Source organism: Bradyrhizobium sp. SZCCHNS30572 (assembly GCF_032484415.1).
Lineage (GTDB): Bacteria > Pseudomonadota > Alphaproteobacteria > Rhizobiales > Xanthobacteraceae > Bradyrhizobium.
Genome location: NZ_JAUESY010000009.1, coordinates 108,977 through 135,225, shown reverse-complemented (window position 1 = coordinate 135,225; position 26,249 = coordinate 108,977). Strand labels below are relative to the sequence as shown.

Genomic DNA, 26,249 nt, shown 5'->3' with positions numbered 1-26,249 from the left:
GTGGCACGTCCGATCGCGAGTTCGCCGGCGATGGGTGTATCGCCGGCATCGCTCTCCACGCGCGCGGTGGGCGGCCCGAGCTGGGACGGCCGCTTCACCGTCCTGATCCTGTTCCTGCCGCCGGCGCTGCTGCTGTTCACGCTCTTCGTGGTGCTGCCGATCGGCGAGGCCGCCTGGTACTCGGGCTTCAACTGGAATGGGTTCGGCAGGCCGACCCATTGGATCGGCTTTGACAACTATCGTTTCGTGCTGGAGACGCGCGCGTTCTGGCTCGCGCTGCGCAACAACGGCCTGATCATTGCGGTCTCGCTGTGTGTCCAGTTGCCGCTGGCTCTGACGCTGGCCCTGATGCTCGCGGAGCGGTTCCGCGGCGCGGTGGCACTGCGCATGCTGTTCTTCATGCCCTATATCCTCGCCGAGATCGCGACCGGGCTGATCTTCAGCTTCGTCTATGACGGCGATTACGGCCTGGTCGCGTCGATCTGGCGCAGCTTCGGCGCCGAGCCGCCGCATCTGCTGGCCTCGACCGACACGGCGATGCTGGCGGTGCTGATCGTGATCGTCTGGAAGTATTTCGGCTTCCACATGATGCTGTTCATCGCCGCGCTGCAGAGCATCGACAAGAGCCTGATCGAGGCCGCCCGGATCGACGGTGCGACGCGGTCGCAGAGCCTGCGCCACATCGTCATTCCCTTGCTCTACCCGACGATTCGGCTCTCGGTGTTCTTCGCCATCGTCGGCTCGCTGCAGCTGTTCGACCTGGTGATGCCGCTGACGCGCGGAGGGCCCGCCGACTCCTCGAATACAATGGTGAGCTTTCTCTACAACAACGGCATCTCCCGGATGCGGGTCGGCTATGGCAGCGCCATCGGCGTCATCCTGTTCGTGATCTGCGTGACCTTTGCCTTCACCTACAAGCGATGGTTCATGCGCGATGAATAAGGTGGAGACGTTCCGGGCACCATTCGATCCCGCCGTGCTGTTCAAGACGGTGTTCCTCGCGATCGTCGCCATCTTCGTGCTGGTGCCGCTGCTTGCGACGCTGCTCGGTGGCTTCAAGTCGCTCGGGGAATTGCGCGTGAATCCGTTCGGCCTGCCGCAGCACTGGGCGTGGCAGAACTATGCCGATATCCTGTTCTCCGGGCGCTACTGGCAGCTCCTGCGCAATTCGCTGATCATCTCCACGCTGACGGTCGTTCTGACTCTCATCGTCGCGTCGATGGCGGCCTTCACCTTTGCCCATGTCCGATTCTACGGCAGCTCGATGCTGCTGAGCTATTTGACGCTCGGCCTGCTGTTTCCGGCGGCGACCGCGGTGTTGCCGCTGTTCATCAAGGTGCGCGATCTCGGGCTGCTCGACACCTATTTCGGCGTCGCGCTGCCGCAGGTCGCCTTCAGCCTCGCCATGAGCGTGCTGCTGCTGCGCCGCTTCTTCAAGGACATCCCCTACGAGCTGCTCGAGGCCGCGCTGGTCGACGGCTGCAGCTATATCAAATTCTTCCGCTACGTGACGTTGCCATTGTCGCGCCCGATCCTGGCGACGGTCGGCACCATTACCTTCGTCAACAGCTGGAACGCCTATCTGCTGCCGCTGGTGATGCTCAACACCGATGCGCTGTATCCATGGCCGCTCGGCATCATGGTCTATCAGGGCGAGTATTCGTCCGAGTGGCACCTGATCCTCGCCTTCATCACCCTGACCATCCTGCCAACGATCATCCTCTTCCTCCTGGCGCAGAAGCACATCGTTGCCGGCCTGACGTCGGGCGCGGTCAAGGGATGAACGGGACCTCACGGAGACCCCAATGAGAAAAGTCGGCATCGGCATCATCGGCTGCGGCAACATCAGCACCGCCTATCTGAAGGCGGCCCAGCGCTTCCCCGTTCTGGACATCAAGGCGCTCGCCGACATGCGCAGCGACGCAGCCGAGCGACAGGGCGCAGCCTTCGGCCTGCCGGCGATGCGGGTCGATCAATTGCTGAAGCGCGATGACGTCGAGATCGTCATCAATCTCACCGTGCCGCTCGCCCATACCGACGTCAGTCTCGCCGTGCTAAATGCCGGCAAGCACGTTCATTCCGAGAAGCCGCTCGGAATCGACGTCGCGGAAGCCCGCAAGGTGATCGAGCTTGCCGCGCAGAAGAACCTGCGGGCCGGCTGCGCGCCCGACACGTTCCTCGGCGGCGGCCACCAGACCGCGCGCAAGCTGATCGACGACGGCGCGATCGGCACGCCTGTCGCGGGCAGCGCGTTCTTCGGCTGTCCCGGCCATGAGCGCTGGCATCCGGCGCCGGGCTTCTATTACCTGCGCGGCGGCGGCCCGATGCTCGACATGGGCCCGTACTACATCACCGATCTGGTGCAGTTGCTTGGCCCGGTCGCGAGCGTGATGGGCTCGACCGCGCGCCCAAGATCCGAACGCCTGGTCACCAGCCAGCCGATGAACGGCACGCTGATCCCGGTCGAGGTCGCGACCCACGTCGCGGGCACGCTCGAGTTCGAGAGCGGGGCGGTGGTCTCGGTCACCATGAGTTTCGACGTTCCGAAGCACCGGCACGCGCCCATCGAGATCTATGGCGCCGAGGGCAGCATGCTGGTGCCGGACCCGAACCGCTTCGGCGGCGAGGTCCAGATCGCCAAGACCGGCGGGGACTGGCAGACGATGCCGTTGACGCATGGTCACGTCGACGGCGAGTTCCGCTCCATCGGCGTGGCCGATATGGCGACCGCGATCCTGAACGACCGGCCGCATCGGGCCAGCGGTGCGCTCGCCTTCCACGTGCTGGAGGTCATGGAGGCGTTCCAGACCTCCGCAAGCGAAGGGCGGCGGGTCAAGATCGAGAGCCGCGTGGAGCGGCCGGCGATGTTGCCTGTTGGACGCGACACCGGACAGATCGACTGAGGACAGAGACATGCGCAAGGCAATGATTGTATGGGGCGGCTGGCCAGGACATGACCCCGATCTCTGTGCCTCGATGATCCGCGGCTGGCTCAAGGCGGAAGGCTTCGAGGTGCGGATCGAGACCACGACGGCCGCGTTCGCAGATCCTGCGATCCACGATCTGTCGCTGATCATCCCGATCTACACGATGTCCAAGATCGAGAAGGCGGAAGCGCTCAACCTCTGCGCGGCGGTGCGCAGCGGCGTCGGGCTCGCCGGCCATCATGGCGGCATGTGCGATGCCTTCCGCGATTCGGTCGACTACCAGTTCCTGTGCGGCGGGCAATGGGTCGCCCATCCCGGCAACATCATCGACTATCGGGTCGACTTGACCAGGCCGGACGATCCCATCATGAAGGGCCTGACAAGTTTCGAGCACCGTTCAGAGCAGTATTACATGCACGTCGATCCGGCCAACGAGGTGTTGGCGACCACGACCTTCACCGGAGAGCACGCCCCGTGGATCGAGGGGGTGGTGATGCCGGTGGTCTGGAAGAAGCGTTACGGCGCGGGCAGGGTGTTCTATTCCTCCCTCGGCCACCGTGCCTACGAGCTCGACGTGCCGGAGATCCGGACGTTGATGACCCGCGGCATGCTATGGGCGGCGCGCGAGTGACGGCTGACGCGAACCCGTTACCGGTCCGGGCCACGCTGGAGGACGTCGCGCGGACGGCGGGCGTGTCGCTCGCCACCGTCGACCGCGTCATCAACCGGCGCGAGGGCGTGCGTGCCAAGACCGTTGCCCGGGTGGAGGCCGCTGTTGCCAAGCTGGGTTATCGCGCCGACGTCGCAGCGGCACGGCTCGCGCGCGGCCAGAGCTTCCGCTTTGCCTTCGTGCTGCCGACCGGTGGCAACAGCTTCATGACCATCCTGACCGAGCAGGTCCAGCGCACGGCAGAGTGGCTGGCCGGCCAGCGCGGCTTCATCGATATCCTCCACGTCGACGTGTTCGATCCTGACGTGCTGGCCGGTGCGCTGGAGAACCTGTCGCCGGCCTATCAGGGCGTTGCGGTCATCGCGCTGGATCACCCCAGAGTGCGCGCCGCGATCGACGAACTCACCGCGCGCGGCGTCGCGGTGGTGACCCTGGTCTCGGACGCCCCGAGCTCGCGCCGCCTGCACTACGTCGGCATCGACAACCCTGCCGCGGGGCGGACGGCGGCCACGCTGATGGGGCGCTATCTCGGCGGTCGCGAGGGGACGGTTGCCGTGATCGCGGGATCATTGTCGCTGCGCGATCACGCCGAGCGGCAATTCGGCTTTCACCAGATCCTGTCCAGCGAGTACCCGAACCTGCTCGCGCTTCCGGCCATCGAAGGCCGCGATGAGAGCGAGCGCACGCGGGAGCTGACCGCCGCGCTGCTCGCGCGCCATCCGGATCTGCGCGGCATCTACTGTTGTGGCGCCGGCAACCGTGGCATCGCCGATGCCCTCGAGGCATCCGGCCGCGCCCGGGAGGTGGTCTGGATCACCCATGAGCTGACCCAGCACACCAGGCGGTTCCTGGTCCGCGGCACGTGCGACGCCATCATCAACCAGGATCCCGGCCACGAGGCGCGCTCGGCTGCGCGGGTCCTGCTCGCGCATTGCTCGGGCGAGCCGATCAGCCCCGATCAGGAGCGCATCCGCATCGACATCTTCCTGCGGGACAATCTTCCCTAGCCGACAGGCCTAGAGCCAGCCGAAGATCGCGAGCGCCAGGACGGCCTGGGCGATGAAGCCGACGACGAACGCAAGGGTGCGAAATACGGGCAGGCCGATCGCGTAGACGATGACGTGGGCGACGCGCGACCAGAAATAGACGGCGCAGGCGAGCACGGTCCATTTGGTCGAATAGTCGATCGCGTTGAGGATCAGCACCAGCGGCGCGAAGATCACGAGGTTCTCGACCGCGTTGTCGTGCGCGAACATCAGCCGGGTCGCCCACGGCGCGTGCGGCTTGTCGTTGCGGGAAGGGTTGGCCATCGCGCCCGTCAGGCCGCGGACCTGGCAGCGGTTCAGGATGTAGGGAACCCACAGCAGGCCGGTCAGAATGACCGTGAGCGTCAGCCAGAACAGTTCGCGCGTCATCGAGATCCCCTCAACTGATTCCCGTCCCGTCCCGGCGGGACGGAGCGTTTATAGTCAATCGCGGCGGATCGCGCTATGCGCGGACGCGGACATAGGAGCCCGGCGCATCCTCGAGCGGTGGATAGGCCTCGCTGCCGACGCCGCGCGCGGGAACCTCTTCCGGATCGAGCTGGCTCAGCCATTCGCGCCAGTCCGGCCACCACGAGCCCTTGTGCTCCTGCGCGCCCTTCATCCAGTCCTTCAGCGAGATGTCGTGGATCTGGTCATTGGTCCAGTACTGATACTTGCCGGAGGAGGGCGGATTGACGACGCCGGCGATGTGGCCCGAGCCCGAAAGCACGTACTTCACCGGACCGCCGAAAAATTGCGATCCGTACAGCACGGAGTCGGCCGGCGCGATGTGGTCCTCGCGGGTGGCGAGGTTGTAGACCGGCACCTTCACCTTGGAGAGATCCAGCAGCGTGTTGTCCAGCACCATCGTGCCCTGCGTCAGCCGGTTCTCCAGATAGCAGTTGCGCAGGTAGTAGGAATGGTTCGCCGCCGACATCCGCGTGGCGTCCGAGTTCCAGTGCAGCAGGTCGAATGCCTGCGGCGGCTGGCCCTTCAGGTAGTTGTTGACGACATAGGACCAGATCAGGTCGTTCGAGCGCAGCATGTTGAAGGCCATCGCCATCTTGCTGCCCTCGAGCACGCCCGAAGCCTGCATGTCGCGCTCCAGCGCCGAGATCTGGGTTTCGTCGACGAACACCAGCAGATCGCCGGCATGGGTGAAGTCGACCTGTGCGGCGAGGAAGGTCGCCGAGGTCACGCGCTGGCGGCGCTTGTCGGCGAGCCAGGCCAGCGTGGTCGCGAGCATGGTGCCGCCGACGCAATAGCCGAGCGTGTGCACCTTCATCTCACCCGTCACCTTCTCGATGACATCCATCGCGGTGAGCGGACCTTCCTTCATGTAGTCTTCCCAGGTCTTGGTCCCGAGCTTCTTGTCGGGATTGACCCAGGAGATCACGAACACCGTGAGGCCCTGATCGACGCACCATTTGATGAAGGATTTCTCGGGGCGCAGATCGAGGATGTAGAACTTGTTGATCCAGGGCGGCACGATCAGCAGCGGCGTGCGCAGCACGTTCTCCGTCGACGGCGCGTACTGGATCAACTGCATCATCTCGTTCTGGAAGATCACCTTGCCCGGCGTCGTCGCCATGTTGACGCCGACCTCGAGATTGGCCGGGTCGGATTGGCGGATCTTCAGCGAGCCCTTGCCGGCCTCGATGTCCTCCGCGAGCATCTGCATGCCACGCACAAGATTATCGCCGCTCGACGCTACCGTCTGCCGCAGCACCTCCGGATTGGTCAGGACGAAATTCGAGGGCGCCAGCGCATTGGTGATCTGGTTGACGTAGAACTCGGCCTTCTTGCGCGTGTGCGGATCGAGGCCCTCGGCATTGTGGACAAGGTCCTGCGCCCACTGCGTCGTCAGCAGATAGGCCTGCATCACGAAATCGAAGAACTGGTTCGACTTCCATTCCGGATCGGCGAAGCGCTTGTCGCGCGGGGAGGGCGAAATGGCCGGGGGGGCGTCTTCGCCGGCGAGACGGCGCGCGGCCGAGCCCCACAAATCGAGATAGCCCTTGGCGATCTTGGTCTGGATGTCGCTGGCGCGATCCTTGTCCGACAGCCAGTAGTCGGCGACGGCGGTGAAGGATTTGACGACTTCGGTCAATTCGGTCGGTGGCCGGTCCTGAACTTCGCCCGTCTCGCGCGGCTTCAGGTAGGCCGAGAGCGCCTTGCCGCTGCTTTCCATGGCTTTCGCGATGTTCATCGCGAACGCTTCCGCATCGAATGTTTTTTCTGGATTGCTGCTGTTCTGAACGTCGGTCATGGCTGGATCACACTATCGCGTCGGGACCGTTTCGTCACCGAGCGAGATCAATAATCCGCGAGTTTGCGGCAAATTCGATTTCTGATTGTTGCGTTGCGAAAAAATCTCTCGCTTCCGACATCATGATCACGTAGCTGGATGAAATTCCTGTTCAAGCCGGTCACGTTTCGAGTGACAATTGGTTGTGCTGCGGCAAAATGCGCCGCGCTGCGGTCGGGCCGGGGACCGTCGACTGGAAGTTGGGGGCTGAGGGACGTGCGCGTGGGGACGCAGGGGCGAGGCTGGAGTTCGGGACGGCGCGCCCCTGTTGCGGGGCTCGTTGTGTTCGGCGCGCTCGCGCTTGCCGGGTGCTCCAGTCCAATAGCGGACATGCCTTCGCTCGACGCGGATGCGATCGCCCGGCCCAAGGAGCCGGGCGGGTATCTGCCCGTCAACGACGTGCCGCGCGACCGCGATGCGCCGATCATCTCGCCGCAGGAGCGCGACAAGATCGAAAAGGAGCTGCTCGCGGCGCGCGACCGCCAAGCCTCGGCGGGCACCAGCACCAGGCCCAAATGATCGGCCAGGGACAAGGGCTGGGCGATCGGCCGCCCGGAGCGGCGTAATTGTCTGGCGCGGCGCGGCGGCCATGATAAAACAACCAGAATCAACACCTCCGCGTGTCGTTGCCAGCCAAGCCGCGAGCCCGTGCTAAGCTCCTGATCCAGCACCGGTTTCAAGGCATGGCGTGCGCCGCCGCAGCGCCAGCTCTGCTGGCGAATCCGCCCCCGGTTGCCGGAGCCGAGAGACCCATGGAAGATTTCTATCGCATCCGCCGTCTGCCGCCTTACGTGTTCGAGCAAGTCAACCGGGCCAAGGCGGCCGCGCGGAACGCCGGGGCCGACATCATCGATCTCGGCATGGGCAATCCGGATCTGCCGGCGCCGCCGCACGTGCTGGAGAAGCTCAGAGAGACCCTGGGCAAGCCGCGGACCGACCGCTATTCGGCCTCGCGCGGCATCGTCGGACTGCGCCGGGCGCAGGCAGCCTATTACGATCGCCGTTTCGGGGTGAAGCTCAATCCCGACACCCAGATCGTGGCGACGCTCGGCTCCAAGGAAGGCTTTGCCAACGTCGCGCAGGCGATCACCGCGCCGGGCGACGTCATTCTCTGCCCGAATCCGAGCTATCCGATCCATGCCTTCGGCTTCCTGATGGCGGGCGGCGTGATCCGGTCGGTGCCGTCCGAGCCGACGCCGCAGTTCTTCGAGGCGGCCGAGCGCGCGATCATTCATTCCATCCCGAAGCCGCTTGCGCTGATCGTCTGCTATCCGAGCAACCCGACCGCCTATGTCGCGAGCCTCGACTTCTATCGCGACCTCGTCGCATTCGCGAAGAAGCACGAGATCCTGATCCTGTCGGACCTCGCTTATGCCGAGGTGTATTTCGACGACAAGAACCCGCCGCCGTCGGTGCTGCAGGTGCCTGGCGCGATGGATGTCGCGGTCGAGTTCACCTCGATGTCGAAGACCTATTCGATGGCCGGTTGGCGCATGGGCTTTGCCGTCGGCAACGAGCGCATCATCGCGGCGCTCGCGCGCGTGAAATCCTATCTCGACTACGGCGCGTTCACGCCGGTGCAGGTCGCGGCCACGGCTGCCCTGAACGGTCCCGACGACTGCATTCGCGAGATGCGCGACGTCTACCGCAAGCGCCGCGACACGCTGGTCGAGGCGTTCGGCCGGGCCGGCTGGGAGATTCCGTCGCCTGAGGCGTCGATGTTCGCCTGGGCGCCTTTGCCAGAGAAGTTCAAGAGCCTCGGCAGCATGCAGTTCGCGACGCTCATGGTCGAGAAGTCCGGCGTCGCGGTGTCGCCGGGCGTCGGCTTCGGCGAGCATGGCGAAGGCTATGTCCGCATCGCGATGGTCGAGAACGAGCAGCGCATCCGGCAGGCCGCGCGCGGCGTCCGCCGCTTCCTTGAAAGCGGGATCGAAACGTTGCACAACGTCGTTCCCATCGCCAACCGGCGCTGAGAACTCCCGTACTTTCCTTTCGACAGGTTCTTTGATTCCATGGTCGCACCCCTGAGAGTGGGCATCGCGGGCCTCGGCACCGTGGGTGTCGAGGTCGTTCGTCTCATCGAGCGTGAGGGACGCGTGCTCACCGAACGCACGGGGCGCCCGGTGAAGGTCGTCGCCGTGACGGCGCGGTCGAAGGCCAAGAAGCGCGGCATCGATCTGTCCGGGATCAAATGGGCCAAGGATCCGATCGCGCTGGCGAGCGATCCCGAAATCGACTGCCTGGTCGAGCTGATGGGCGGTGCCGGCGATCCCGCGCTGTCGGCGATCGACACCGCTCTCAAGGCCGGCAAGTCGGTGGTGACGGCCAACAAGGCGCTGATCGCCAAGCACGGCCTGAAGCTCGCCAAGGCGGCCGAGAAGCATGGCGGTGCGCTGAACTTCGAAGCCGCCGTCGGCGCGGCCATTCCGGTGGTCAAGACCCTGCGCGAAGGACTCACCGGCACCGGCATCAGCCGCGTCTATGGCATCCTCAACGGCACCTGCAACTACATCCTGACTCGGATGGAGCAGGAGGGGCTGTCGTTCGACGAATGTCTGAAGGACGCCCAGCGTCTCGGCTATGCCGAGGCCGATCCGTCGTTCGACATCCATGGCCACGACACCGCGCAGAAGCTCGCGATCCTGGCGAGCCTCGCCTTCGGCACCCAGGTGGCGCAGAACTCGGTCTATGTCGAAGGCATCTCCTCGATCGCGCCGGAGGACCTGCGCGCGGCGGCGGAGCTCGGCTACCGCGTCAAGCTGCTTGGCGTTGCCGTGCGCACCGCCAAGGGCATCGAGCAGCGGGTGCACCCGACGATGGTGCCGAAATCCTCCTCGATCGCCCAGGTGATGGGCGTCACCAACGCGGTCACGATCGACGGCGACGGTATCCCGCCGATCACGCTGGTCGGTCCGGGAGCAGGGGGCGCCGCGACGGCGTCCGCCGTCGTCGCCGACATTGCCGACGTCGCGCGCGGCATCCGCGCCGCGCCGTTCGGGCGTCCGGTCGACAGGCTGCAGGCGACCGAGAAGGCGCCGATGGAGCGGCACGAGGGTGGCTATTACATCCGCCTGATGGCGCGTGACCACGCCGGCACGGCCGCGACCATCGCCACCCGGCTCGCCGAGCAGAAGATCTCGATCGAATCGATCGTGCAGCGCCATCCCAATGGCAGCGAGCCGGCGAAGACGGCCGGCAAGTCTGCGCCGGTGCCGGTCATCTTGATCACCTATGCGACACACGAGGACGCCGTGCATCGCGCGCTCCAGGCGGTGCAGCGCGACAAGGTCATCAGCGGCAAGCCGCAGGTGATCCGGATCGAGAAGAACTAGCGCATGATGCCCAGGGAACCACTTGTCCCTGCTCAAACAAACGCGTGGCGTTTGGTATAGGTTCATGCTCAAACCGGGAGAATAGACAGGCGGGGAGCGGCCGTTCGTGCCGACCGCCTGACCCGGATGCCGCCCAGGGGGGCGGCGTGCGAGCGGTAGATTTTGATGGCGGATGTCCGCCTTGACGTCTTGAGGAGTTGATCGATGTCGACGCAGATTTCTGTCCCGCAACAATTGCTGCTCGAGCGCATCCTGACGCTGGAGCTGGTGCGCGTGACCGAACGGGCGGCGGTGTCGGCGGCGCGGTTGCGCGGCCACGGCCAGGAAAAGCCGGCCGACCAGGCGGCCGTGGATGCGATGCGCCGCGAGCTCAACAAGCTGCCGATCGAGGGCACGGTCGTGATCGGCGAGGGCGAGCGTGACGAGGCGCCCATGCTCTATATCGGCGAGAAGGTCGGCCTCAATGCCGGGCCCAAGGTCGACATCGCGGTCGACCCGCTCGAGGGGACGACCTTGTGCGCCAAGAACATGCCGGGCGCGATCGCAACCATGGCGATGGCCGATGGCGGCACGCTGCTGCATGCCCCCGACGTCTACATGCAGAAGATCGCGGTCGGCCCCGGCTACGCCAAGGGCGTCGTCGACATCGACGCGACGCCGGCCGACAACGTGCGACGGCTCGCCAAGGCCAAGGGCGTCGAGCCCGGCGCGATCACGGTGCTGGTGCTCGACCGTCCGCGCCACGCTGACATCATTCAGGGCGTCCGCTCGACCGGCGCTGCGGTGCGCCTGATCACTGACGGCGACGTCGCCGGCGTGATCCACTGTGCCGATCCCGACAACACCGGCGTCGACATGTATCTCGGCACCGGCGGCGCGCCGGAAGGCGTGCTGGCCGCGGTGGCGCTGCGCTGCATTGGCGGCCAGATGCAGTGCCGCCTGATCCTCGACACCGAGGAGAAGCGCGAGCGCGCCCACAAGATGGGCGTCGGTGATCCCAAGATGATCTACGGCATCGAGGACATGGCCCGCGGCGACTGTCTGTTCGCGGCCACCGGCGTCACTACCGGCTCGCTGCTCTCCGGCGTCAAGTTCCGCAAGGACGGCGTGATCGAGACCGAGACCGTCGTGATGCGCTCGGTCACCGGCACGGTGCGCTACATCCGCGCGGAGCATCGCCAGTTGGCGAAGTTCCACCTCGACTGATCCAGCACAGTCGTTCCGGGGCACGCGGAGCGTGACCCCGGAATCTCGAGATCGTGGCGCGAGATTCCGGGTCTGCGCGCTGTGCGCGCATCCGGAATGACGAAATTGGAGAGCGACTCAGCATGTCCGACCTGTCCATGGTCAAGGCGCTGGTGTTCGATGTGTTCGGCACCGTCGTCGACTGGCGCACCAGCCTGATCAACGACTTCACCGCGTGGTCGAAGACCCGCGGCATCCAGGGCGACTGGACCGCGCTGGTCGATGGCTGGCGCGGGCTCTATGTCGGCTCGATGGACGAGGTCCGCAGGCATCCGGAGCGCGGCTACGTCATCCTCGACGTGCTGCACCGGCGCTCGCTGGAGACGCTCGTCGCCCAGCTCGGCATCACCGGCTTGACCGAAGCCGATCTCGATCATCTCACCCGTGGCTGGCACCGGCTGCATCCGTGGGCCGACTGTGTCGCCGGGCTGACCCGGCTGAAGTCCAAATACATCATCGCGCCGCTCTCCAACGGCAACGTCGCACTGCTCACCAACATGGCGAAGTTCGCGGGTCTGCCCTGGGACCTCGTGCTCTCCGCCGAGCTGTTCGCGCACTACAAGCCCGACCCCGAAACCTATCTCGGCGCCGCGCGTCTGCTCGGTCTTGCGCCCGGCGAGGTGATGATGGTCGCCGCGCACAACAATGATCTCGAGGCGGCGCAACGCTACGGACTGAAGACCGCCTTCGTCGCCCGCCCCACCGAATACGGCCCGCTGCAGAGCCGCGACTTCGACGCCACCGGCGCCTGGGACATCGTCGCCGATGATTTCAACGGCATCGCCGACCGGCTCGGCTGCTGATCGCCCTGCCTCACGCGCCCGACACGATCACGCCATACCAGCCGAGCCCCTTGTAGGTCTCGTAACCGGGCGTGGCGTGGAACGCGACCATGCGCCCGGAGATGTCCTGATAGAAGCCACTGCGCTTGCCATCGAGCTTCAGTGAAACGCGCTCGCTGAGAATGCCCTGACCGTCCGAGGATGCGATCACGCGCAGATTGGAATCCACCAGCAGCACGCGGGCCTTGTCGCTCTCGCTGACGCGCACGCCCTGGACGATCGCGCGCGCCTGCGCTTCCCAATCGAAATGGATCGCGAGCACGCCAAGCGGCTTGCCATGCGCCTTGCCGTCCTCGCGCACCGAGGCGCAATAGGTCGCGACCTGGGCGTTGCCGAGCAGCGGCTGGCACTCGACGTCGCCGGCGACGTAGTCGTCGCCCGAGCGCAAGCCCCGCGCCTCGCGAAACCATTTGGTGTCGGCGACGCTCTGGCCGATGACGTTGAAGCGGTCGGCGCGGCCGTTGGCGATCACCTTGCCGCTCGGATCGCACAGCCACAGATCGAGATAGACGGTGTAGGCGGAGAGAATCACCGCGAGCCGTTCGGAGACGTGCGTGACGCGGGCGGCATCGGGCGCGGCGGCGCAATCGACCACGGCGGAGTCGGTCGCCCACCAGCGGACGTCGCAGGTCCGCTCATACAGATTGCGGTCGATCAGTTCGATCGCGTTCAGCGCCAGATCGACCATGCGCTCGCCGCGGGCGCGTTCGGTCATGCGCTCGATCGAGCTCTTCAGATTGCCGGTGCGCGTCGTGAGCTGGCCCTCCAGCTCGCGCGCGATGGTCTCGACGAGTTGGCCGACGGCGCGCACCTCCTGGGCCACCACGGCGAAGCCTGCGCCTTGCGCGCCGACCCGCGAGCTCTCGATCAGCGCGTTCAGCGCCAGCATCTTCATCTGGTTGGTGATCTGCTGGATCGATTTGGTCTTCTCGCAGGCGATCTGATTGACCTCGCCGGTGAGCCGCGCGATCAGCGCCGAGACGTCGGTCTCGTCATCCTTGGGAGTCGTTTGTGCCGGAGCGGCGGAGGGCTGCGTCTTCAACTCGGGCGCGGTCAGCATCGGCAATGAACTCCATGTTGCCGCGCCTCCTGGTCGGCACGAAGAGGGCGGACAAATCGGACGTAATAATTGATTGAAATGTTACGGAGTTCGCCTAATGGCTGTTTAATGCACTCCATCGAACGCAGCTCTAATTTTAGGCAACCAGCCGTATATGGCGGCATTTCCCTGATTTCCTGTGAGTTCCGCCAAGTTCTGGGACGATTCTGGTGGGTTTCATGGATGGAACCTGCTGAGGCAGGCCAGTTGCTGTAGATTCGACTGCGTCCATTTCGAATCGCTGCGCTGCAAGCGAGGCCCCGCGCATCATGGCACCATCCGCCCTTGCACTGCCCCTGAGCGCCCCGCAGGCGTTCCTGGGCGTGCGGCTGTCGCTGACCAACAAATTGTGGCGCGACCGGCTGGATGCGCGCGGCGCGGCGCGCGCGCTTGCGATGGTGCAGCGCTATCAGTTGCCCGAGATGCTAGCGCGCGTGCTCGCCGGGCGTGACGTCGAGATCGACGCGGTCAACGACTTCCTCGATCCGACCATCCGCAAGCTGATGCCGGATCCGTTCACGGTGACGCAGATGGAGGCGGCGGCGCAGCGCATTGCCGACGCCGCGGTCAAGGGCGAGAAGGTCGCGATCTTCGGCGACTACGATGTCGACGGCGCGACCTCGGCGGCGCTGCTCGCCTGGCATCTGCGCCATTGCGGGCTCGATCCGCTGATCCACATTCCCGACCGCATCTTCGAAGGCTACGGCCCGAACGTCGACGCCATCCGGGCGCTCGCCGGCAAGGGCGCGACGCTGCTCGTGACGGTCGACTGCGGCACCACCAGCCTCGAGCCGCTGGCGGAGGCGCGGCGGCTCGGCATGTCCGTGGTGGTGATCGATCACCATCAATGCGGCGAGGAGCTGCCGGAGGTCGAGGCGCTGGTCAATCCGAACCGGCCGGATGATCTTTCCGGCCTCGGCTATCTCGCCGCGGTCGGGCTGACGCTGGTCACGCTGGTTGCGGTCAATCGCGAGCTGCGCGGCCGCGGCTTCTGGAGCAGCACGCGCCCGGAGCCGGATCTGCTCAGCATGCTGCATCACGTCGCGCTCGGCACCGTCGCCGACGTCGCGCCGCTGATCGCGCTCAACCGCGCCTTCGTCGCCAAGGGCCTGATCGCGATGCGCCGGCGCGACCATGTCGGGCACACCGCGCTGATGGATGTCGCCCGGCTCAACGGTCCGCCCGAAGCCTGGCATCTCGGCTTCATGCTGGGACCGCGCATCAATGCCGGCGGGCGCATCGGCCGCGCCGATCTCGGCGTGCGCCTGCTCCTGGAAAGCGATATCTCCGAAGCCGCGCGCATCGCCGCCGAGCTCGATCGGCTCAACAGCGAGCGCCGGATCATCGAGCAGCAGGCCGAAGCGCAGGCCGAAGCGGAGGCGCTGGCCTCGCTCGGGCTGGAGGACAAGGGCGCCGTCATCGTGACCGCATCCGAAGGCTGGCATCCCGGCGTGGTCGGGCTGGTCGCATCCAGGCTCAAGGAAAAGTTTGCCCGGCCGGCGTTTGCGATCGCGCTCGAGCCGGGCGGCATCGGCACCGGGTCGGGCCGCTCGATTCCGGGAGTCGATCTTGGCAAGGCCGTCCGCCACGCCGTGGAGCAGGGCATCCTGATGAAGGGGGGCGGGCACGCGATGGCCGCCGGCGTCACCTTGCGCAAGGAGCGGTTGGCCGAGTTTCGCGCCTTTCTCGAAAGCGCGCTCGCCGCCGACGTCGCCGACGCACGTCACGTCAACGAGATCCTGATCGACGGCGCCATCAGCGCGCGCGCCGCGACACCCGAGCTGGTCGCGACGCTCAATCGCGCCGGTCCCTTCGGCAGCGGCAATCCCGAGCCCATCGTGGCGCTGCCGTCGCATCAGCTGGTTTACGCCGACGAGGTCGGGCAGGCGCATCTCAAGCTGCGCTTCAAATCCGGCGACGGCGCCGCCGTGAATGCGATCGCATTCCGCAGCGTGGGCCAGAAGCTCGGCAACGCCCTGGTTCAGCATCGCGGCCAGATCCTGCACGTCGCCGGCACCCTCACCGTCGACCGCTACCAGGGTGTCGAGCGCGTGCAACTGCGCGTGCTCGATGTCGCCGTGCCGGACCATGGGCCGGCGATGATCAGGTAGAGCAACATCGACGAGTCGTCCCGGACAAGCTGCGTGCGTCGTCGAAGCGCCGATCCTGACCCATATGCCGCAGCCGTTGTTGTGAGAACGAGATGCCCACCTCGATCGTGCCTCGAACTGCTCCCGGTAGGTATGGGTCCCGGCGCGGAGGCCGGGACGACATCGGAGTATGACGGCCGTCGCGCTTCCCATAATGCGCGCATGATTTCACATCCCGCCGCGCCATCGCGCCCGAGTGATGCACCGTCAAGGACCCTCCCGATGAAAGAGGGCGCAGGGAATGCCGGGTGAAGGCCTCACCCATGGCCCGCCTGCAAACAAAAAGCAGGCGGCAGTCACCACAGGCAAAGCCGTTTCAACCGGCATTCCCTGCGCGGAGGTCTTAACGCTTATACGCGATCTCCCCGGTGTCCGGCTTGTTAGCCACCGTCGCCCCCGGGATCATCATCTCCCAAGAGCTTGGCGCCAGCATCGGGGCGCCAGGACCACGCGATTTCACGTCCGCAACCTGCCGTTCGTCCGCGTACATCGAGCACGCTGCAACACGATCGCGGCCACCGCATCCCGCCCTCCACGTTCATGACGATCGCGAAACGTCCCTCTCATGAGGACGGGATGCGGATGTTATTTCCGATTTTCGGAACAAAAGCAAGCGGAAAGTTTGAGGCGGGGCTGGCTGCGGCGGCCATCTGGCTGATGCTGCGGGTGAAAATAAAAAAATTGCAACGGGGCATGTTGCGTCATCGAGCAGTGGAGATCCGCGGCCATGCAGACAGAGACATCGATGGCCGGTGACCTCTGTACCGTCCGTCGGTCTTGCTCTAGCATTCTCGACATCGGTTTTGTCGAGACGGGAATGAACGTGCCAATGCGACGTCGGCTTGCCGTGCTGGCAATCCTTGCGATGGGTTGGTCCTGGGCTCAGGCCGAGCCGGGACTGCATTGGCGGACGGCAAGCCCGGACGAGACGCCCTGGTCTGCACCGATCGCACGCGAGGTGCAGGAGTTTGCGGTCGAACAGAAGCCGACAGCGATCATGGTCGTGAGGGACGACGACATTGTTGCCTCGTTCGGCGATCTCGGTGCGAAGGTCAATGTCCGGTCCGTGCGCAAGAGTCTGCTCAGCGCGTTGTATGGCATCGCCGTCGAAGCCGGCCGGATCAACCTCGACAGCACGCTTGCCGCGCTCGAGATCGACGACGTTCCGCCGGGGCTTTCGCCGGCCGAGCAGACCGCGACGGTGCGTCAGCTACTGATGGCGCGCTCCGGGGTCTATCATCTCGCGTCCTATGAGACGGGGCAGATGAAGCAGAGGCGGCCGGCGCGCGAGAGCCATCCGCCGGGCAGTTTCTGGTACTACAACAACTGGGATTTCAACGCGCTCGGCACGATCTATCGGCAGTCCGTCGACGACGTGTTCGCAAGCTTCGACAGACGGATCGGCCGGCCGATCGGGATGGAGGATTTCTCCGCCGCAGACGGCGTGTACGTGAAGGAAGCCTCCTCGTCGCATCCGGCCTATGTGTTTCGGATGAGCGCGCGAGACCTGGCGAGGTTTGGCCTGCTGTTCCTGAACGGCGGACGCTGGAATGGGGCTCAACTGATCCCGCCGACATGGGTGACGGAATCGACCAGCCGTCTCTCGGACACCGAGCAGCCCGGACGGGGTTACGGCTATCTCTGGTGGACCTTCAGCAGCGTCCGATCCGGCATCAGCGGCTATTTTGCCTCCGGCTACGGCGGACAGCAGATCGTGGTCGTTCCCTCGAAGCACCTGGTGGTCGTCGAGCTGGTCGATCTGGCCGTGAATCGGACAGGCGTCCGAACGCAGCGCTTCCTCGATCTCGTCGGCAAGATCAGCGCGTCGGTTCCTTGAGCAGGACGTCGATGGCCCTGGCGATCAACCTCCGATGCGATTGATTGCGTCGTGTTTCCGCCGGTGCGGATCGTGGCCGAACGCAAGCTGCCGCTGGCGACCGCGTAGGCGTTCGGTTCCCAGGGGAAAGGATGACGTCAATCGCGTCGGATGCTAGCGCCAGGACGGCTTCGGCAGATGATCGGGACTGAATTTTGCCGTCGGCCGGGGCGCGGGCGGAGATGGGGCGTCGTCGGACGCCGAGAACAGCAGCAACGCCTCGAACGGCACGTCGGGTGCTTCCGCGGCATAACCGGTGCACGTGACGGGCGTGCCTCTGCAGCATCCTTCGAGGCTGAGCGTCAGCTCGTCCGGGCCGAACAACGACGGCTGTCCCGGGGCATGGCGCTTCGTCTTGATGATGGCGGTGAAACGATCGCCATGGGCCTCGTAGCTTCCGGCATAGCTCAGCACGGTGTCGCCGCCGCACACCTTGCCGCCCACCAGCTCGACGATCCCGGTTCCCTGGCCTTTGGGGGTCCTGAACCAGGCCGAATAAGTGCCTTCCTTGATCATCTGCCGCAGATCCCATCGTTGGGTGGGCGCATCGTTGTGCGACCCAAATTAAGGGAAGGTGAAAACGATCGCCAGAACAGGCCGGGAACCCGGAATTTGTTCGTATACGAATGGTGGGGGGCGCAGCAGCGCATATCTCTGTGGCCTCTGCACGCCGCGCCTCGCGTGGCCGCGCCCTGTCGCGCATCGCGAGTCTCGTCATTCGCCTCAAGAAAATCATTCGAATGGACGTCGGCCCGCGTATAAGGAATGAGACCAAGGCCTACTCAAGGACCATCTGATGCCGTCCGAACCCCGCTCGCCGCGTCTGGCCGTCCTGATCGACGCCGACAATGCCTCCGCCAAGATCGTCGACGGGCTGTTCGAGGAGATCGCCAAGATCGGCGAGGCGAGCGTGCGCCGGATCTATGGCGACTTCTCCAGCCCGCGCTCGAGGCCGTGGGCCGATACGCTGGCGCGCCACGCGATCGTGCCGCAGCAGCAGTTCGCCTACACGACCGGCAAGAACGCTTCCGACATCACGCTGGTGATCGATGCGATGGACCTGTTGCATAGCGGACGCTTCGACGGCTTCTGCCTGGTGTCGTCCGACAGCGACTTCACCCGGCTGGCGGCGCGCATCCGCGAGCAGGGCATCGACGTGTTCGGCTTCGGCGAGCAGAAGACGCCGGAGAGCTTTCGGCAGGCCTGCCGCAGGTTCATCTACACGGAGAATTTGCGCAGCGACGCGGCGAGCAGCAAGGACGCGGACAGCGCTGCGGCGCCGAAGTCGCTGCTGCCGATCAGCGCGGCGACGCCGATGATCAAGAAGGTCATCACGCAGATGGAGAGCGAGGACGGCTGGGTCGCGCTCGGCGAGGTCGGCAAGCAGCTCTCCAACCTGGTCTCCGACTTCGATCCACGCACCTATGGCTGCCGCAAGCTCAGCGACCTCGTGCGCAAGACGGGCGGCTTCGAGATCGAGGAACAGTCCAAGGGCGGCGGCTCGGTGCGCATCCGCGTGAAGGCGGCGAGCGCGTCGCAGCCCAAGGCGCGGGCGTCGAGGTCCGGCCACCGCGAGGCGACGGCCAAATCGTGATCCAGTCGGTGGCAGCGTGTCGTGGTCGGAGAGAACTTGCGAGCGGCCACGAACTCAAGAGTACATTCGGCGGTGCACGGCCGCGAACATCACTCCTATGCGCGTATCGCCAGGTCGGAACATGAATCCGACGACAACGATAAGCAGCAACATTGAGCCTACAACGATCAGGGCGACGCCATAAGACTCCGCGCCGGATTCGGCCTGATGTTTGGAATTTGACGCTGCGGGTATGGAGGCGGGGAGGCTCTGGGGTAGAGACACTGGACCAACTTGCGCGACATCGATCCACCGCGCTGACCAGTTGGATCTGGTCATCGTCGTCTCGGGCGGGTCGTCTGATTCAGTGCTCGGCTCAAACGGCCGGGCGGCGGCCAACATTTCCGATCGCGCGTCGCGCCAATGCGGCGGCTGCTCCTTCTGCAGCTTGCGCTCGGCAATTTGGCGTTCAACTCTCGCTATGTGGCGGCGCCTCGTCATTGGTGTGGCGTCCCAACAGTGGTTTGAGCCATGCCAGTAAATATGCACCGAACCGAAGTGATGACGCGCCTCGCTCTTGTTCATACACGAAGGAGACGCTTGCGATGGAGACGTCATGGTTGCCATGACGATGAGGATCAACGCGACACGCATGGCGTCGCTCCGTTGTTAGTTGATGTACACACGCATACTGATAAACATGCCGTCAGATGCTCGAAATCAGATCAAAAGAATGGGTAAATTGTGTCCAGTTGGACAATACGACTGTCCTATGAAGTTTGAGTTCCCATGGTGTAGTTCAGGGAACCTACAAACAATCCCCGCAATTCGTATTCGCCGCCCAGAGCTAGGGCACTGAAGTCTAGCCGGCGTGTGGGCGGCCAAGGTGTGACCGTGGCCGCAATCGAGGAGGCCCTCAGCCCTCCGTCATCGCGAACAATGACCAGTGGTCGTCGTACTCCGCGCCGTCGCTACGGCCGGGCCTCCGTCGTGAGCTTGTCGTGCATGTCGCGATGGACCTCTTGCTTCGCCTCGGGCGGACAGAACGAGATGAAGGGAAGATTGGCGTCTCCCGCCGGTGCGCCGTCCACGGCATCGGCCAGGTGATGCTCGTGCTTCTCCAGATGGGCGCAGGTCCGGTAAAGGCCCAGATACAAGGCCTGGAACGAATCCACGCCGGAGATGGCCATTTCGAACGGGTTGCCCAAGCCGCGAATTTCAATGTCACAGTACCAGGATCTCGGTCCGGCCCGTCTGGGCGCGGACAGTCTGGCGACGACGGCGGTGTCCGTCGTCACATCGCGCAGCACACGCTCGGCGACGACCTCGGTCAATTTCGTCTCGGGTACATTTTCCGGCGGCACCGACGGGATCGGACCAGGCAGGGCGTCGAGCAGCTCGCGGTCGCGCTCGGTGATGAAGCGCAAAGCCTCGGTCCGCGTTTGCGGAAAGCAGCAGTCTGCGATCAGCGGGACATCGACGTCACCGGGGTCTCCATTGAGGAAGGCGAGGCTCCCCTCGTCCTCCGTAAGCAGCCTGCAGAGGAGTTTCAGCCCCAGACACAGCGACTGAAACGAGTCGACACCGCTGATCCACTTGTCGACGGGGCTCTCCAGCCCCTCGATGGCAATCCTGCAGCGCCACTCGAAGTCGTCGACCCGTTCGGGCGCGAACACCCGCGCTGCGACATCGTTGCCTGTCGCCACATTCCGGTAGGTGCGCTCGGCCACGATCATCGTCATTGCTCACTCCGGTCGATAGGTTCCTGATCCCGATGAAATCGTGCGGCGAGCGGTAAGCACGTATGCGCGATCCGACCCGCGCGGACGGCCGTCAGCCGCCTTGCCGCAGCTTCGCCAGCACCTTGAGCCCGCCATAGCCGTCGGCCGGCTGGAGGCCGGCCTTGGCCTGGAAGTCGCGGATCGCTTTCATGGTGTCGTTGCCGACGCGGCCGTCGGTGCCGCCGGTGTCGAAGCCGGCTGCGGTCAGGCGCTTCTGCATCTCCTGCACCTCGGCCAAGGTCAGCGCGCGCTCGGAGCCGGGGAAGGGCTGCAGGAACGGCGGTGCCCCCAGGATGCGGTCGCCGAGATGGCAGATCGCGAGCGCGTAGCTCATGGCCGGATTGTAGGATTTCACCGAGTAGAAGTTCGGGCCGAGCAGGAAGGCGGGGCCGCCTGCGACCGGGATCCAGAGCTGCGCTGACGCATTGGGCTGCGGGAACGGCTGGCCGTCGGCGCGGGTGACGCCGGCCGCCTGCCACGCCGCATAGCTGCGACTGCCAGACATGTTGCCGGGCGCGCGCACCTCGTAGCCCCAGTGCTCGCCGCGGTGATATTTGCCGCGGTTGACGAGATAGCGCGCGGTCGAGCCGAGCGCGTCGTCGGGCCGGCCGAACGGGTTGATCTTGCCGTCGCCATCATAGTCGAAGCCGACATTGAGCCAGACCTCGGGCATCCATTGCGTGTGACCCATGGCGCCGGCCCAGGAGCCGCGCATCTCCTCCGGCGTGCTCCAGCCGCGGTCGACGATCTTCAGCGCATTGGTGAGCTCGGTCTCCCAATAGGCCTTGCGCCGCGGCTCGTTCCAGGCGAGCGCGGCGAGCGCCGGAAACACCGGGCGCATGTGGTTCTGCTGCACCAGGGGATCGCCGAACGCGGACTCGACGCCCCACAGCGCGAGAAGCGTGCCGCGCTCGACGCCAAAGTCCTTCTCGATGCGGGCGAACAGCGCCTCGTTCTTCTGCAGCGCGATCTTGCCGTTGATGACGCGCCAGTCGGAGACGCGACGGTTGATGTACTGCCAGAGCTGCTCCTTGAACTCCGGCTGGTTGCGCATCTCCTTGAACACGGTCATGTCGGGCTCGAGCCGCGCCATGACCCGCGTCCAGGTGGCCGGCGAGATGCCCTTGGCGAGCGCGCGGGCGCGAAACCCGTCGCGCCAGGTCTCGAATTCGGCTGGGGCAGCCGCTACCGGCAGCGCGGGGACGAGCAGCGCGGCAGCGCCAAAGCCGGAGCGGAGCAAGGCGCGGCGGGTCATGGAATCGGGCTGGGTCATGGCGCCAGTCTACCCGGTCAGGGCGGGGCGCGGCAAAGCCTTGGGAGCGGCGGGAACCGGCTAGGCGCCGTGGAGGTCGGCGGCGACGTGCGCCAGCCAGCGGCGGATGGTCGCGAGCTCGCTCCGTTTCAAGCCGCGGGCCAGCCTGCGCTCGATGATGGTGGCCTGCCGGCGCGCCTTGGCCAGCAGCGCCAGCCCGCGGCGCGTCAGGCTCCATCGCAGCATCCGACCGTGGACGGGATGCGGCGTGCGCTCGATGGCGCCGTCGCGTTCGAGATTGCCGATGATCACGTTGACGGTCTGCGGCGTCAGCAGCGCGACGCGGGCGAGGTCGGCGCCGGACAGCCCGGGATAGGCCTTCAGCATCGTCAGCACCACGAATTGCGGATGGGTCAGCCCGGTTGGGATGAGCGCGCGGTCGAGCGACAACCGCGCCGCGGCCTGCGCCTGGCGCAGCAGATAGGCGAGGTAGCCGTCCTCGCCGCGCTTGCCCTTGCCGGGCGATGGCGGGCGGGCCGCCGTCCTGGGTCGAGTCCCGGTTTGACTCCTGGGCCGACGCGCGGGGCCAGCCTTTCGCGGCGCTCGCGCGGTCGTCAATTCCGGTGCCTTGCGCATATCATCAGAGCCCTGATAAGTTGTCAGACATCTGATAACATGAGAGACAGGCCCATGTCACATGCGCGCAGCGAGTACACCGCGTTCCGGAGCCAGGCGCCGGAGCTTTACGACGCCATCCTTGCGGTGAGTCAGCAGGCGGCGAAGGCCGGCCTCGACAAGCAGTTGCTCGAACTCGTCAAGATCAGGGCGTCGCAGATCAACGGCTGCGCATTCTGCGTGCAGCATCATGTGCTGCTGGCCGAGAAGCTCGGCGTGTCCGCCGACAAGATCAATCTCGTCGTGGTGTGGCGCGAGGCGCCGCAATTCTCGGCCCGCGAGCGCGCGGCGCTGGCGTTCACCGAGGCGCTGACCACGCTGCAGGGCGGCGTCAGCGACGAGGTCTATGCTCAGGCCCGGGCCGAATTCTCGGAAACGGAGCTGGTGTTCCTGACGTCGGCGATCGGCGTGATCAATCTCTGGAATCGCTATGGCGTCGCCTTCCGCTGGACGCCGGCGGAGCGGCCGGTGCGGGCGGCTTCGTGAGTTGTCCGGAACCGCAGCACGGCCCGGCGGGTTATACGCGGGAGGCAGAGGAGGCGCGCATGACCGGGACGGACGAACCGCTCAAGCCGGAGGATTTTCCGCTGGAAGCCGACAAGGAGCGCGTGCAGCGCCAGGACGGCAAGCCGATCGCAACGACGAAGAACGAGGCGATGGCGCAAGAGATTGCGGATCGTCTCAACGCCGAGGAGCACCGCCGCGAAGAGGACAAGTGGTCGGCGTGACTTCTTGCTCCTTGGCCGTCTCCTTGAGTTGCAAGAGACACATGCCGCTTGCAGTCAGCTCGAACTGATCAGCAAGGGGGCTGCGCTCAAAACGGATTCGCCGGCTGCGCCCGCTGGGGACCTTCCGGCTTCGGCTCGACCGCGAGGCTGGGGTCGGTCGGCATCACGCGCGCGCCGGCGGCGCGGGCGACCTGGCCGGTCATCGAATGCCGTGCCGCCTCGGCGGACTTGATTTCCGGCGGATGCCAGCGGTCGCGCACCAGCATCGTCAGCGCGCCCACGCAGAGCAGCGCAATCGCGGTTGAAACGAGCGCTGGTCCGGCTCTGCGATGCGGGTTGGCTGTCATCATCTGCGATCCTCCTGACCAGACAACCCGGAGCGGTGGGTCTCGGTTCCGGGCCCGCCGGCGATCAGTTCCGGTCGCGCCCTGCGGCGGCGTCGGCCGCTGGTCCGAGCGGTGACGATCCGAGTGCGCCGGTCGTCGACGGCGGCGACGCGGCGATCTCCTCCAGCCCGACCTCGCGGCCACGGCCGCCGATCAGGCGCTCATAGGCTGTGATCAGCGTCACGTAGGGATTGACCCAGATCCAGCCGTCGCGCGTGAACAACTGGACGTCGAAATGCAAATGGCGCGTGGTGCCGTTGGGATGGTCGAGATAGTTCGAGACCACGCCGATCGGCTCGCCCTCGCGAAGGCTGCGGCCGTTGAGCAGGCCGTCGGCATCCATCGCCGCGGGGTTCATGTGCATGTAGCGGAAGCGGATGTGCTCGGTGCCGCTGTTGACCTGCACCGTCACGGCCTGCTGCCGGGTCGAGCGGATCACGACGCCGTCGCGCACGGCGAGCACGCGCTGCCGCCACGGGTTGCAGCCGTCGGCGCCGTCGCGGCGCACCGGGCAGGCGCCCGGCCTGAGATCCTGGCCCTGATGGCCGAAGCCGCTGGCGCACTGGCCGACGTTGAAGCTGCGCGCCTCGCAGAAATTGTCGCGCCAGGGATACTGGCTCCATGGCTGGTCGAATTTATCGCTCGCGCGCCGGCGGCCGAACGACTGCGAATGCACATAGGCCGGCGCATCCAGCGGATAGCGGATCTGCGAATAGACGGTGCGGTCGGCCCGCCCGCTCCGGCCGCGGCCGCCGCTGTTGGCGACGATGTCGCCAACAGGCCGATAGGTGAAATCGGCATCCAGTGTGAGCGGGCGCTCGGCGGCGAGCGGCGCGATCTCCGGCGGGATTCGCGACGGCTGCCCGCCGGCGATGCGGAGCGCCTTGAGGAAGCGCTCGGCGATGGGATAGGCCTCGCGGCAGGCGAGCCGGCGCGGCCGCGGCGCGCTGTCCAGGCACTGGATCGAGACCACATAGGGCACGCCGAAACGCGTGAAGGCGTAGCGGACATAGCCCTCGCGGATGAAGCGGCGCAGATCGGGATATTGCGCTGACAGCGCCTTGACGCCTTCGCCCTTGCCGCCGGCGGGATCGGCGACCTCGTAGGTGAGGAGCGAGCCGGTGATCTGGATCTCGACCGGCTTTGCGAAGACGCGCGGCGGAAGGCCGGAGGTCATCTCCGGCGGCAGCGAGAACACGGCGTCGTAGCCGGACGGGCCGGCATCGAACAGGTCGGTCTGGAAGTCGGCCTGATAGCGCGGCAGATCGCGCGCCGCGATGGCGGCGCTGCGGCGCGCAGCGAGATAAGACGTGGCGTCGAACGGCAGCAAAACAGGGACCGGACTGCGTCCGATCCCCGTGAAGATGGTCGAGGTCACGCCGTTGAGCTGGACCAGCGCGGGCCTGCGCCGCGCATCGCCGGCCGAAACGCTGCTCCGGTGCGCGGACAGAGCGAAGTCGGCAGCGACCTCGGGCGCCGCGTTGAGTTCGGAGCGGAGCTGCTCCAGCGCCGCGCGCCAGTCGGCGCGGTTGATGGTGAGGGCGGGCGGAGCAAAGTCATCGGCCGCGCGCGTCGTGGACGGCGCGGCCAGCGTGATGATCGCCGCCAGGGCGGCGATGAGTGTGATGACCCGTGCCCCCAAATCCCCCCGCGCCCCCCGGCGTCAGATCCTCGAGATGCCTCAGTCCTTGGCGCGCTCGCAGTAGGAGCCGTCCTCGGTCATGACGACGATGCGGGTGCCGACCGTGATGTGCGCCGGCACGCCGGTGCGAACGCCGTTGGAGAGCACCGCCGGCTTGTAGGATGACGACGCGGTCTGGCCCTTGGTGACCGGCTCGGTCTCGACGACCTCGAGCGTGACGCGCTGCGGCAGCGTGATCGCCACCGGGACCACGTCGTGCATCGACAGCTTGACCGTCATGTTCTCCTGGAGATAGGCGGCCTGGTTGCCGACCACGTCCTTCGGCACCTGGACCTGGTCGTAGGTCTCCGGGTTCATGAAGTGGAAGCCGTCGGCATCCTCGTAGAGGTACGTGAAGTTGCGCTCCTCGATCGTCGCCTTCTCGACCTGGTCGGTGGTCTTGAAGCGCTCGGAGATCTTCACGCCGTCGCTGATTCGGCGCATTTCGATCTGGCTGACCGGGGTGCCCTTGCCGGGATGGATGTTCTCGGCGGTCACGACGACATAGAGCTTTCCATCTTGCTCAATGACGTTACCCTTGCGAATAGAGCTGGCGATGACTTTCAAAGCTGTTTTCCTGACACTGAAAAGGGGGCGCCGGACAAAGCCGGGGCGCCACGCGACGCGGAATGCGGTTTCGGGCGGCAACATACTGATTTTGTCCGGGGTTGCCAGTCTTTTGCGGCCCGAACGGGCGAC

The 26,249-nt window shown here is 65.8% G+C and carries 27 protein-coding genes; 16 read left to right on the top strand and 11 right to left on the bottom strand.

Annotation, left to right across the window (positions count from 1 at the left end; translation table 11 throughout):
• The 5 genes from QX048_RS25700 to QX048_RS25680 are packed head-to-tail and all read left to right on the top strand — an operon-like array spanning window position 1 to window position 4,604.
• Window positions 1–942 (top strand): sugar ABC transporter permease, encoded by a 942-nt coding sequence (locus tag QX048_RS25700; RefSeq protein ID WP_315712132.1) that lies wholly within the window; start codon window positions 1–3, stop codon window positions 940–942.
• Window positions 935–1,783, top strand: a complete 849-nt coding sequence (locus QX048_RS25695; RefSeq protein ID WP_315826885.1) for a carbohydrate ABC transporter permease — start codon at window positions 935–937, stop codon at window positions 1,781–1,783. Before QX048_RS25700 ends, QX048_RS25695 begins: the two co-directional genes overlap by 8 nt.
• 22 nt (window positions 1,784–1,805) lie before the next feature.
• Window positions 1,806–2,903 (top strand): Gfo/Idh/MocA family oxidoreductase, encoded by a 1,098-nt coding sequence (locus QX048_RS25690; protein ID WP_315826886.1) that lies wholly within the window; start codon window positions 1,806–1,808, stop codon window positions 2,901–2,903.
• Between the two features lie 10 nt (window positions 2,904–2,913).
• Window positions 2,914–3,558, top strand: a complete 645-nt coding sequence (locus tag QX048_RS25685) for a ThuA domain-containing protein (protein WP_315712128.1) — start codon at window positions 2,914–2,916, stop codon at window positions 3,556–3,558.
• Complete coding sequence (locus tag QX048_RS25680; RefSeq protein ID WP_315712126.1) at window positions 3,555–4,604, top strand: LacI family DNA-binding transcriptional regulator; 1,050 nt, start codon at window positions 3,555–3,557, stop codon at window positions 4,602–4,604. Before QX048_RS25685 ends, QX048_RS25680 begins: the two co-directional genes overlap by 4 nt.
• A 9-nt stretch (window positions 4,605–4,613) precedes the next feature.
• Here QX048_RS25680 and QX048_RS25675 read toward each other — a convergent pair whose 3' ends face one another.
• Together QX048_RS25675 and QX048_RS25670 are read right to left on the bottom strand one after the other, a co-directional pair.
• Complete coding sequence (locus QX048_RS25675) at window positions 4,614–5,012, bottom strand: MAPEG family protein (protein ID WP_315751659.1); 399 nt, start codon at window positions 5,010–5,012, stop codon at window positions 4,614–4,616.
• Between the two features lie 73 nt (window positions 5,013–5,085).
• Window positions 5,086–6,891, bottom strand: coding sequence for a class I poly(R)-hydroxyalkanoic acid synthase (locus tag QX048_RS25670; RefSeq protein WP_315826887.1), 1,806 nt, complete (start codon window positions 6,889–6,891; stop codon window positions 5,086–5,088).
• 369 nt (window positions 6,892–7,260) lie between these two features.
• Between QX048_RS25670 and QX048_RS25665 the strand changes: the two genes are divergently transcribed.
• From QX048_RS25665 to QX048_RS25645, 5 genes are all read left to right on the top strand, one after another.
• A complete protein-coding gene (locus tag QX048_RS25665; RefSeq protein ID WP_315712122.1) occupies window positions 7,261–7,449 on the top strand; it encodes a hypothetical protein in 189 nt (62 codons plus the stop codon).
• Between the two features lie 233 nt (window positions 7,450–7,682).
• On the top strand, window positions 7,683–8,903 hold the full coding sequence (locus QX048_RS25660) for an LL-diaminopimelate aminotransferase (protein ID WP_315712121.1): 1,221 nt from the start codon (window positions 7,683–7,685) through the stop codon (window positions 8,901–8,903).
• A 39-nt stretch (window positions 8,904–8,942) separates the two neighbouring features.
• Entirely contained in the window at window positions 8,943–10,262 is a 1,320-nt protein-coding gene (locus tag QX048_RS25655; RefSeq protein WP_315712119.1) for a homoserine dehydrogenase, read from the top strand.
• A gap of 204 nt (window positions 10,263–10,466) precedes the next feature.
• On the top strand, window positions 10,467–11,468 hold the full coding sequence (glpX, locus tag QX048_RS25650; RefSeq protein ID WP_315712118.1) for a class II fructose-bisphosphatase: 1,002 nt from the start codon (window positions 10,467–10,469) through the stop codon (window positions 11,466–11,468).
• A gap of 122 nt (window positions 11,469–11,590) precedes the next feature.
• Window positions 11,591–12,310: a haloacid dehalogenase type II gene (locus QX048_RS25645; RefSeq protein ID WP_315826888.1), complete on the top strand. Its 720-nt coding sequence runs from the start codon at window positions 11,591–11,593 to the stop codon at window positions 12,308–12,310.
• 10 nt (window positions 12,311–12,320) lie between these two features.
• Here QX048_RS25645 and QX048_RS25640 read toward each other — a convergent pair whose 3' ends face one another.
• Complete coding sequence (locus tag QX048_RS25640) at window positions 12,321–13,409, bottom strand: methyl-accepting chemotaxis protein (RefSeq protein WP_315826889.1); 1,089 nt, start codon at window positions 13,407–13,409, stop codon at window positions 12,321–12,323.
• Window positions 13,410–13,717: 308 nt separating this feature from the next.
• Between QX048_RS25640 and recJ the strand changes: the two genes are divergently transcribed.
• From recJ to QX048_RS25625, 3 genes are all read left to right on the top strand, one after another.
• Window positions 13,718–15,559: a single-stranded-DNA-specific exonuclease RecJ gene (gene recJ, locus QX048_RS25635; protein ID WP_315826890.1), complete on the top strand. Its 1,842-nt coding sequence runs from the start codon at window positions 13,718–13,720 to the stop codon at window positions 15,557–15,559.
• A 615-nt stretch (window positions 15,560–16,174) separates the two neighbouring features.
• Complete coding sequence (locus QX048_RS25630) at window positions 16,175–16,354, top strand: hypothetical protein (RefSeq protein ID WP_315826891.1); 180 nt, start codon at window positions 16,175–16,177, stop codon at window positions 16,352–16,354.
• 73 nt (window positions 16,355–16,427) lie between these two features.
• Window positions 16,428–17,435, top strand: a complete 1,008-nt coding sequence (locus tag QX048_RS25625; protein WP_315826892.1) for a serine hydrolase — start codon at window positions 16,428–16,430, stop codon at window positions 17,433–17,435.
• 153 nt (window positions 17,436–17,588) lie between these two features.
• Here the strand turns inward: QX048_RS25625 and QX048_RS25620 are convergent, their stop codons facing one another.
• Window positions 17,589–17,990, bottom strand: coding sequence for a hypothetical protein (locus tag QX048_RS25620; protein WP_315751655.1), 402 nt, complete (start codon window positions 17,988–17,990; stop codon window positions 17,589–17,591).
• A 280-nt stretch (window positions 17,991–18,270) separates the two neighbouring features.
• On the opposite strand from QX048_RS25620, the gene QX048_RS25615 reads away from it, so the two are divergent.
• Window positions 18,271–19,068 carry an NYN domain-containing protein gene (locus QX048_RS25615; RefSeq protein ID WP_315751654.1) on the top strand — a complete coding sequence of 266 codons (798 nt, stop codon included), beginning with the start codon at window positions 18,271–18,273 and terminating at the stop codon, window positions 19,066–19,068.
• 54 nt (window positions 19,069–19,122) lie between these two features.
• Here the strand turns inward: QX048_RS25615 and QX048_RS25610 are convergent, their stop codons facing one another.
• The 4 genes from QX048_RS25610 to QX048_RS25595 form a co-directional block, all read right to left on the bottom strand.
• Window positions 19,123–19,701 carry a hypothetical protein gene (locus QX048_RS25610; RefSeq protein ID WP_315826893.1) on the bottom strand — a complete coding sequence of 193 codons (579 nt, stop codon included), beginning with the start codon at window positions 19,699–19,701 and terminating at the stop codon, window positions 19,123–19,125.
• Between the two features lie 317 nt (window positions 19,702–20,018).
• Complete coding sequence (locus QX048_RS25605) at window positions 20,019–20,789, bottom strand: DUF6968 family protein (protein ID WP_315826894.1); 771 nt, start codon at window positions 20,787–20,789, stop codon at window positions 20,019–20,021.
• Window positions 20,790–20,880: 91 nt separating this feature from the next.
• Window positions 20,881–22,101: a lytic murein transglycosylase gene (locus QX048_RS25600; RefSeq protein WP_315826895.1), complete on the bottom strand. Its 1,221-nt coding sequence runs from the start codon at window positions 22,099–22,101 to the stop codon at window positions 20,881–20,883.
• 60 nt (window positions 22,102–22,161) lie between these two features.
• Window positions 22,162–22,716, bottom strand: a complete 555-nt coding sequence (locus tag QX048_RS25595) for a MarR family winged helix-turn-helix transcriptional regulator (protein WP_315826896.1) — start codon at window positions 22,714–22,716, stop codon at window positions 22,162–22,164.
• Between the two features lie 54 nt (window positions 22,717–22,770).
• Here QX048_RS25595 and QX048_RS25590 point away from each other — a divergent pair, with 54 nt between their 5' ends.
• Entirely contained in the window at window positions 22,771–23,241 is a 471-nt protein-coding gene (locus QX048_RS25590) for a carboxymuconolactone decarboxylase family protein (protein ID WP_315826897.1), read from the top strand.
• Between the two features lie 59 nt (window positions 23,242–23,300).
• Window positions 23,301–23,483: a hypothetical protein gene (locus QX048_RS25585; RefSeq protein WP_315712101.1), complete on the top strand. Its 183-nt coding sequence runs from the start codon at window positions 23,301–23,303 to the stop codon at window positions 23,481–23,483.
• Between the two features lie 86 nt (window positions 23,484–23,569).
• On the opposite strand, the gene QX048_RS25580 is transcribed toward QX048_RS25585, so the two are convergent.
• The 3 genes from QX048_RS25580 to efp form a co-directional block, all read right to left on the bottom strand.
• The gene (locus QX048_RS25580; RefSeq protein WP_315712100.1) at window positions 23,570–23,833 is read right to left on the bottom strand and encodes a hypothetical protein; all 264 of its coding nucleotides are present in this window, start codon (window positions 23,831–23,833) and stop codon (window positions 23,570–23,572) included.
• Window positions 23,834–23,894: 61 nt separating this feature from the next.
• The gene (locus QX048_RS25575; protein WP_315826898.1) at window positions 23,895–25,511 is read right to left on the bottom strand and encodes a M23 family peptidase; all 1,617 of its coding nucleotides are present in this window, start codon (window positions 25,509–25,511) and stop codon (window positions 23,895–23,897) included.
• Between the two features lie 39 nt (window positions 25,512–25,550).
• Window positions 25,551–26,117: an elongation factor P gene (gene efp / locus QX048_RS25570; RefSeq protein ID WP_315712097.1), complete on the bottom strand. Its 567-nt coding sequence runs from the start codon at window positions 26,115–26,117 to the stop codon at window positions 25,551–25,553.
• Window positions 26,118–26,249 lie beyond the last annotated feature (132 nt).

Excerpts from the sequence above, each read along its gene's own strand:
- QX048_RS25615 (WP_315751654.1), top strand. The coding sequence starts at position 18,271 with ATGCCGTCCGAACCCCGCTCGCCGCGTCTGGCCGTCCTGATCGACGCC.
- QX048_RS25600 (WP_315826895.1), bottom strand. The coding sequence starts at position 22,101 with ATGACCCAGCCCGATTCCATGACCCGCCGCGCCTTGCTCCGCTCCGGC.
- QX048_RS25685 (WP_315712128.1), top strand. The coding sequence starts at position 2,914 with ATGCGCAAGGCAATGATTGTATGGGGCGGCTGGCCAGGACATGACCCC.
- QX048_RS25595 (WP_315826896.1), bottom strand. The coding sequence starts at position 22,716 with ATGCGCAAGGCACCGGAATTGACGACCGCGCGAGCGCCGCGAAAGGCT.
- QX048_RS25630 (WP_315826891.1), top strand. The coding sequence starts at position 16,175 with ATGCGGATGTTATTTCCGATTTTCGGAACAAAAGCAAGCGGAAAGTTT.
- QX048_RS25670 (WP_315826887.1), bottom strand. The coding sequence starts at position 6,891 with ATGACCGACGTTCAGAACAGCAGCAATCCAGAAAAAACATTCGATGCG.
- QX048_RS25665 (WP_315712122.1), top strand. The coding sequence starts at position 7,261 with ATGCCTTCGCTCGACGCGGATGCGATCGCCCGGCCCAAGGAGCCGGGC.
- QX048_RS25585 (WP_315712101.1), top strand. The coding sequence starts at position 23,301 with ATGACCGGGACGGACGAACCGCTCAAGCCGGAGGATTTTCCGCTGGAA.
- QX048_RS25695 (WP_315826885.1), top strand. The coding sequence starts at position 935 with ATGAATAAGGTGGAGACGTTCCGGGCACCATTCGATCCCGCCGTGCTG.
- QX048_RS25605 (WP_315826894.1), bottom strand. The coding sequence starts at position 20,789 with ATGACGATGATCGTGGCCGAGCGCACCTACCGGAATGTGGCGACAGGC.
- QX048_RS25590 (WP_315826897.1), top strand. The coding sequence starts at position 22,771 with ATGTCACATGCGCGCAGCGAGTACACCGCGTTCCGGAGCCAGGCGCCG.
- QX048_RS25610 (WP_315826893.1), bottom strand. The coding sequence starts at position 19,701 with ATGCGTGTCGCGTTGATCCTCATCGTCATGGCAACCATGACGTCTCCA.
- recJ (WP_315826890.1), top strand. The coding sequence starts at position 13,718 with ATGGCACCATCCGCCCTTGCACTGCCCCTGAGCGCCCCGCAGGCGTTC.
- QX048_RS25660 (WP_315712121.1), top strand. The coding sequence starts at position 7,683 with ATGGAAGATTTCTATCGCATCCGCCGTCTGCCGCCTTACGTGTTCGAG.
- QX048_RS25690 (WP_315826886.1), top strand. The coding sequence starts at position 1,806 with ATGAGAAAAGTCGGCATCGGCATCATCGGCTGCGGCAACATCAGCACC.
- glpX (WP_315712118.1), top strand. The coding sequence starts at position 10,467 with ATGTCGACGCAGATTTCTGTCCCGCAACAATTGCTGCTCGAGCGCATC.
- QX048_RS25625 (WP_315826892.1), top strand. The coding sequence starts at position 16,428 with ATGCGACGTCGGCTTGCCGTGCTGGCAATCCTTGCGATGGGTTGGTCC.
- QX048_RS25620 (WP_315751655.1), bottom strand. The coding sequence starts at position 17,990 with ATGATCAAGGAAGGCACTTATTCGGCCTGGTTCAGGACCCCCAAAGGC.
- QX048_RS25655 (WP_315712119.1), top strand. The coding sequence starts at position 8,943 with ATGGTCGCACCCCTGAGAGTGGGCATCGCGGGCCTCGGCACCGTGGGT.
- QX048_RS25580 (WP_315712100.1), bottom strand. The coding sequence starts at position 23,833 with ATGATGACAGCCAACCCGCATCGCAGAGCCGGACCAGCGCTCGTTTCA.
- QX048_RS25675 (WP_315751659.1), bottom strand. The coding sequence starts at position 5,012 with ATGACGCGCGAACTGTTCTGGCTGACGCTCACGGTCATTCTGACCGGC.
- QX048_RS25640 (WP_315826889.1), bottom strand. The coding sequence starts at position 13,409 with ATGCTGACCGCGCCCGAGTTGAAGACGCAGCCCTCCGCCGCTCCGGCA.
- QX048_RS25645 (WP_315826888.1), top strand. The coding sequence starts at position 11,591 with ATGTCCGACCTGTCCATGGTCAAGGCGCTGGTGTTCGATGTGTTCGGC.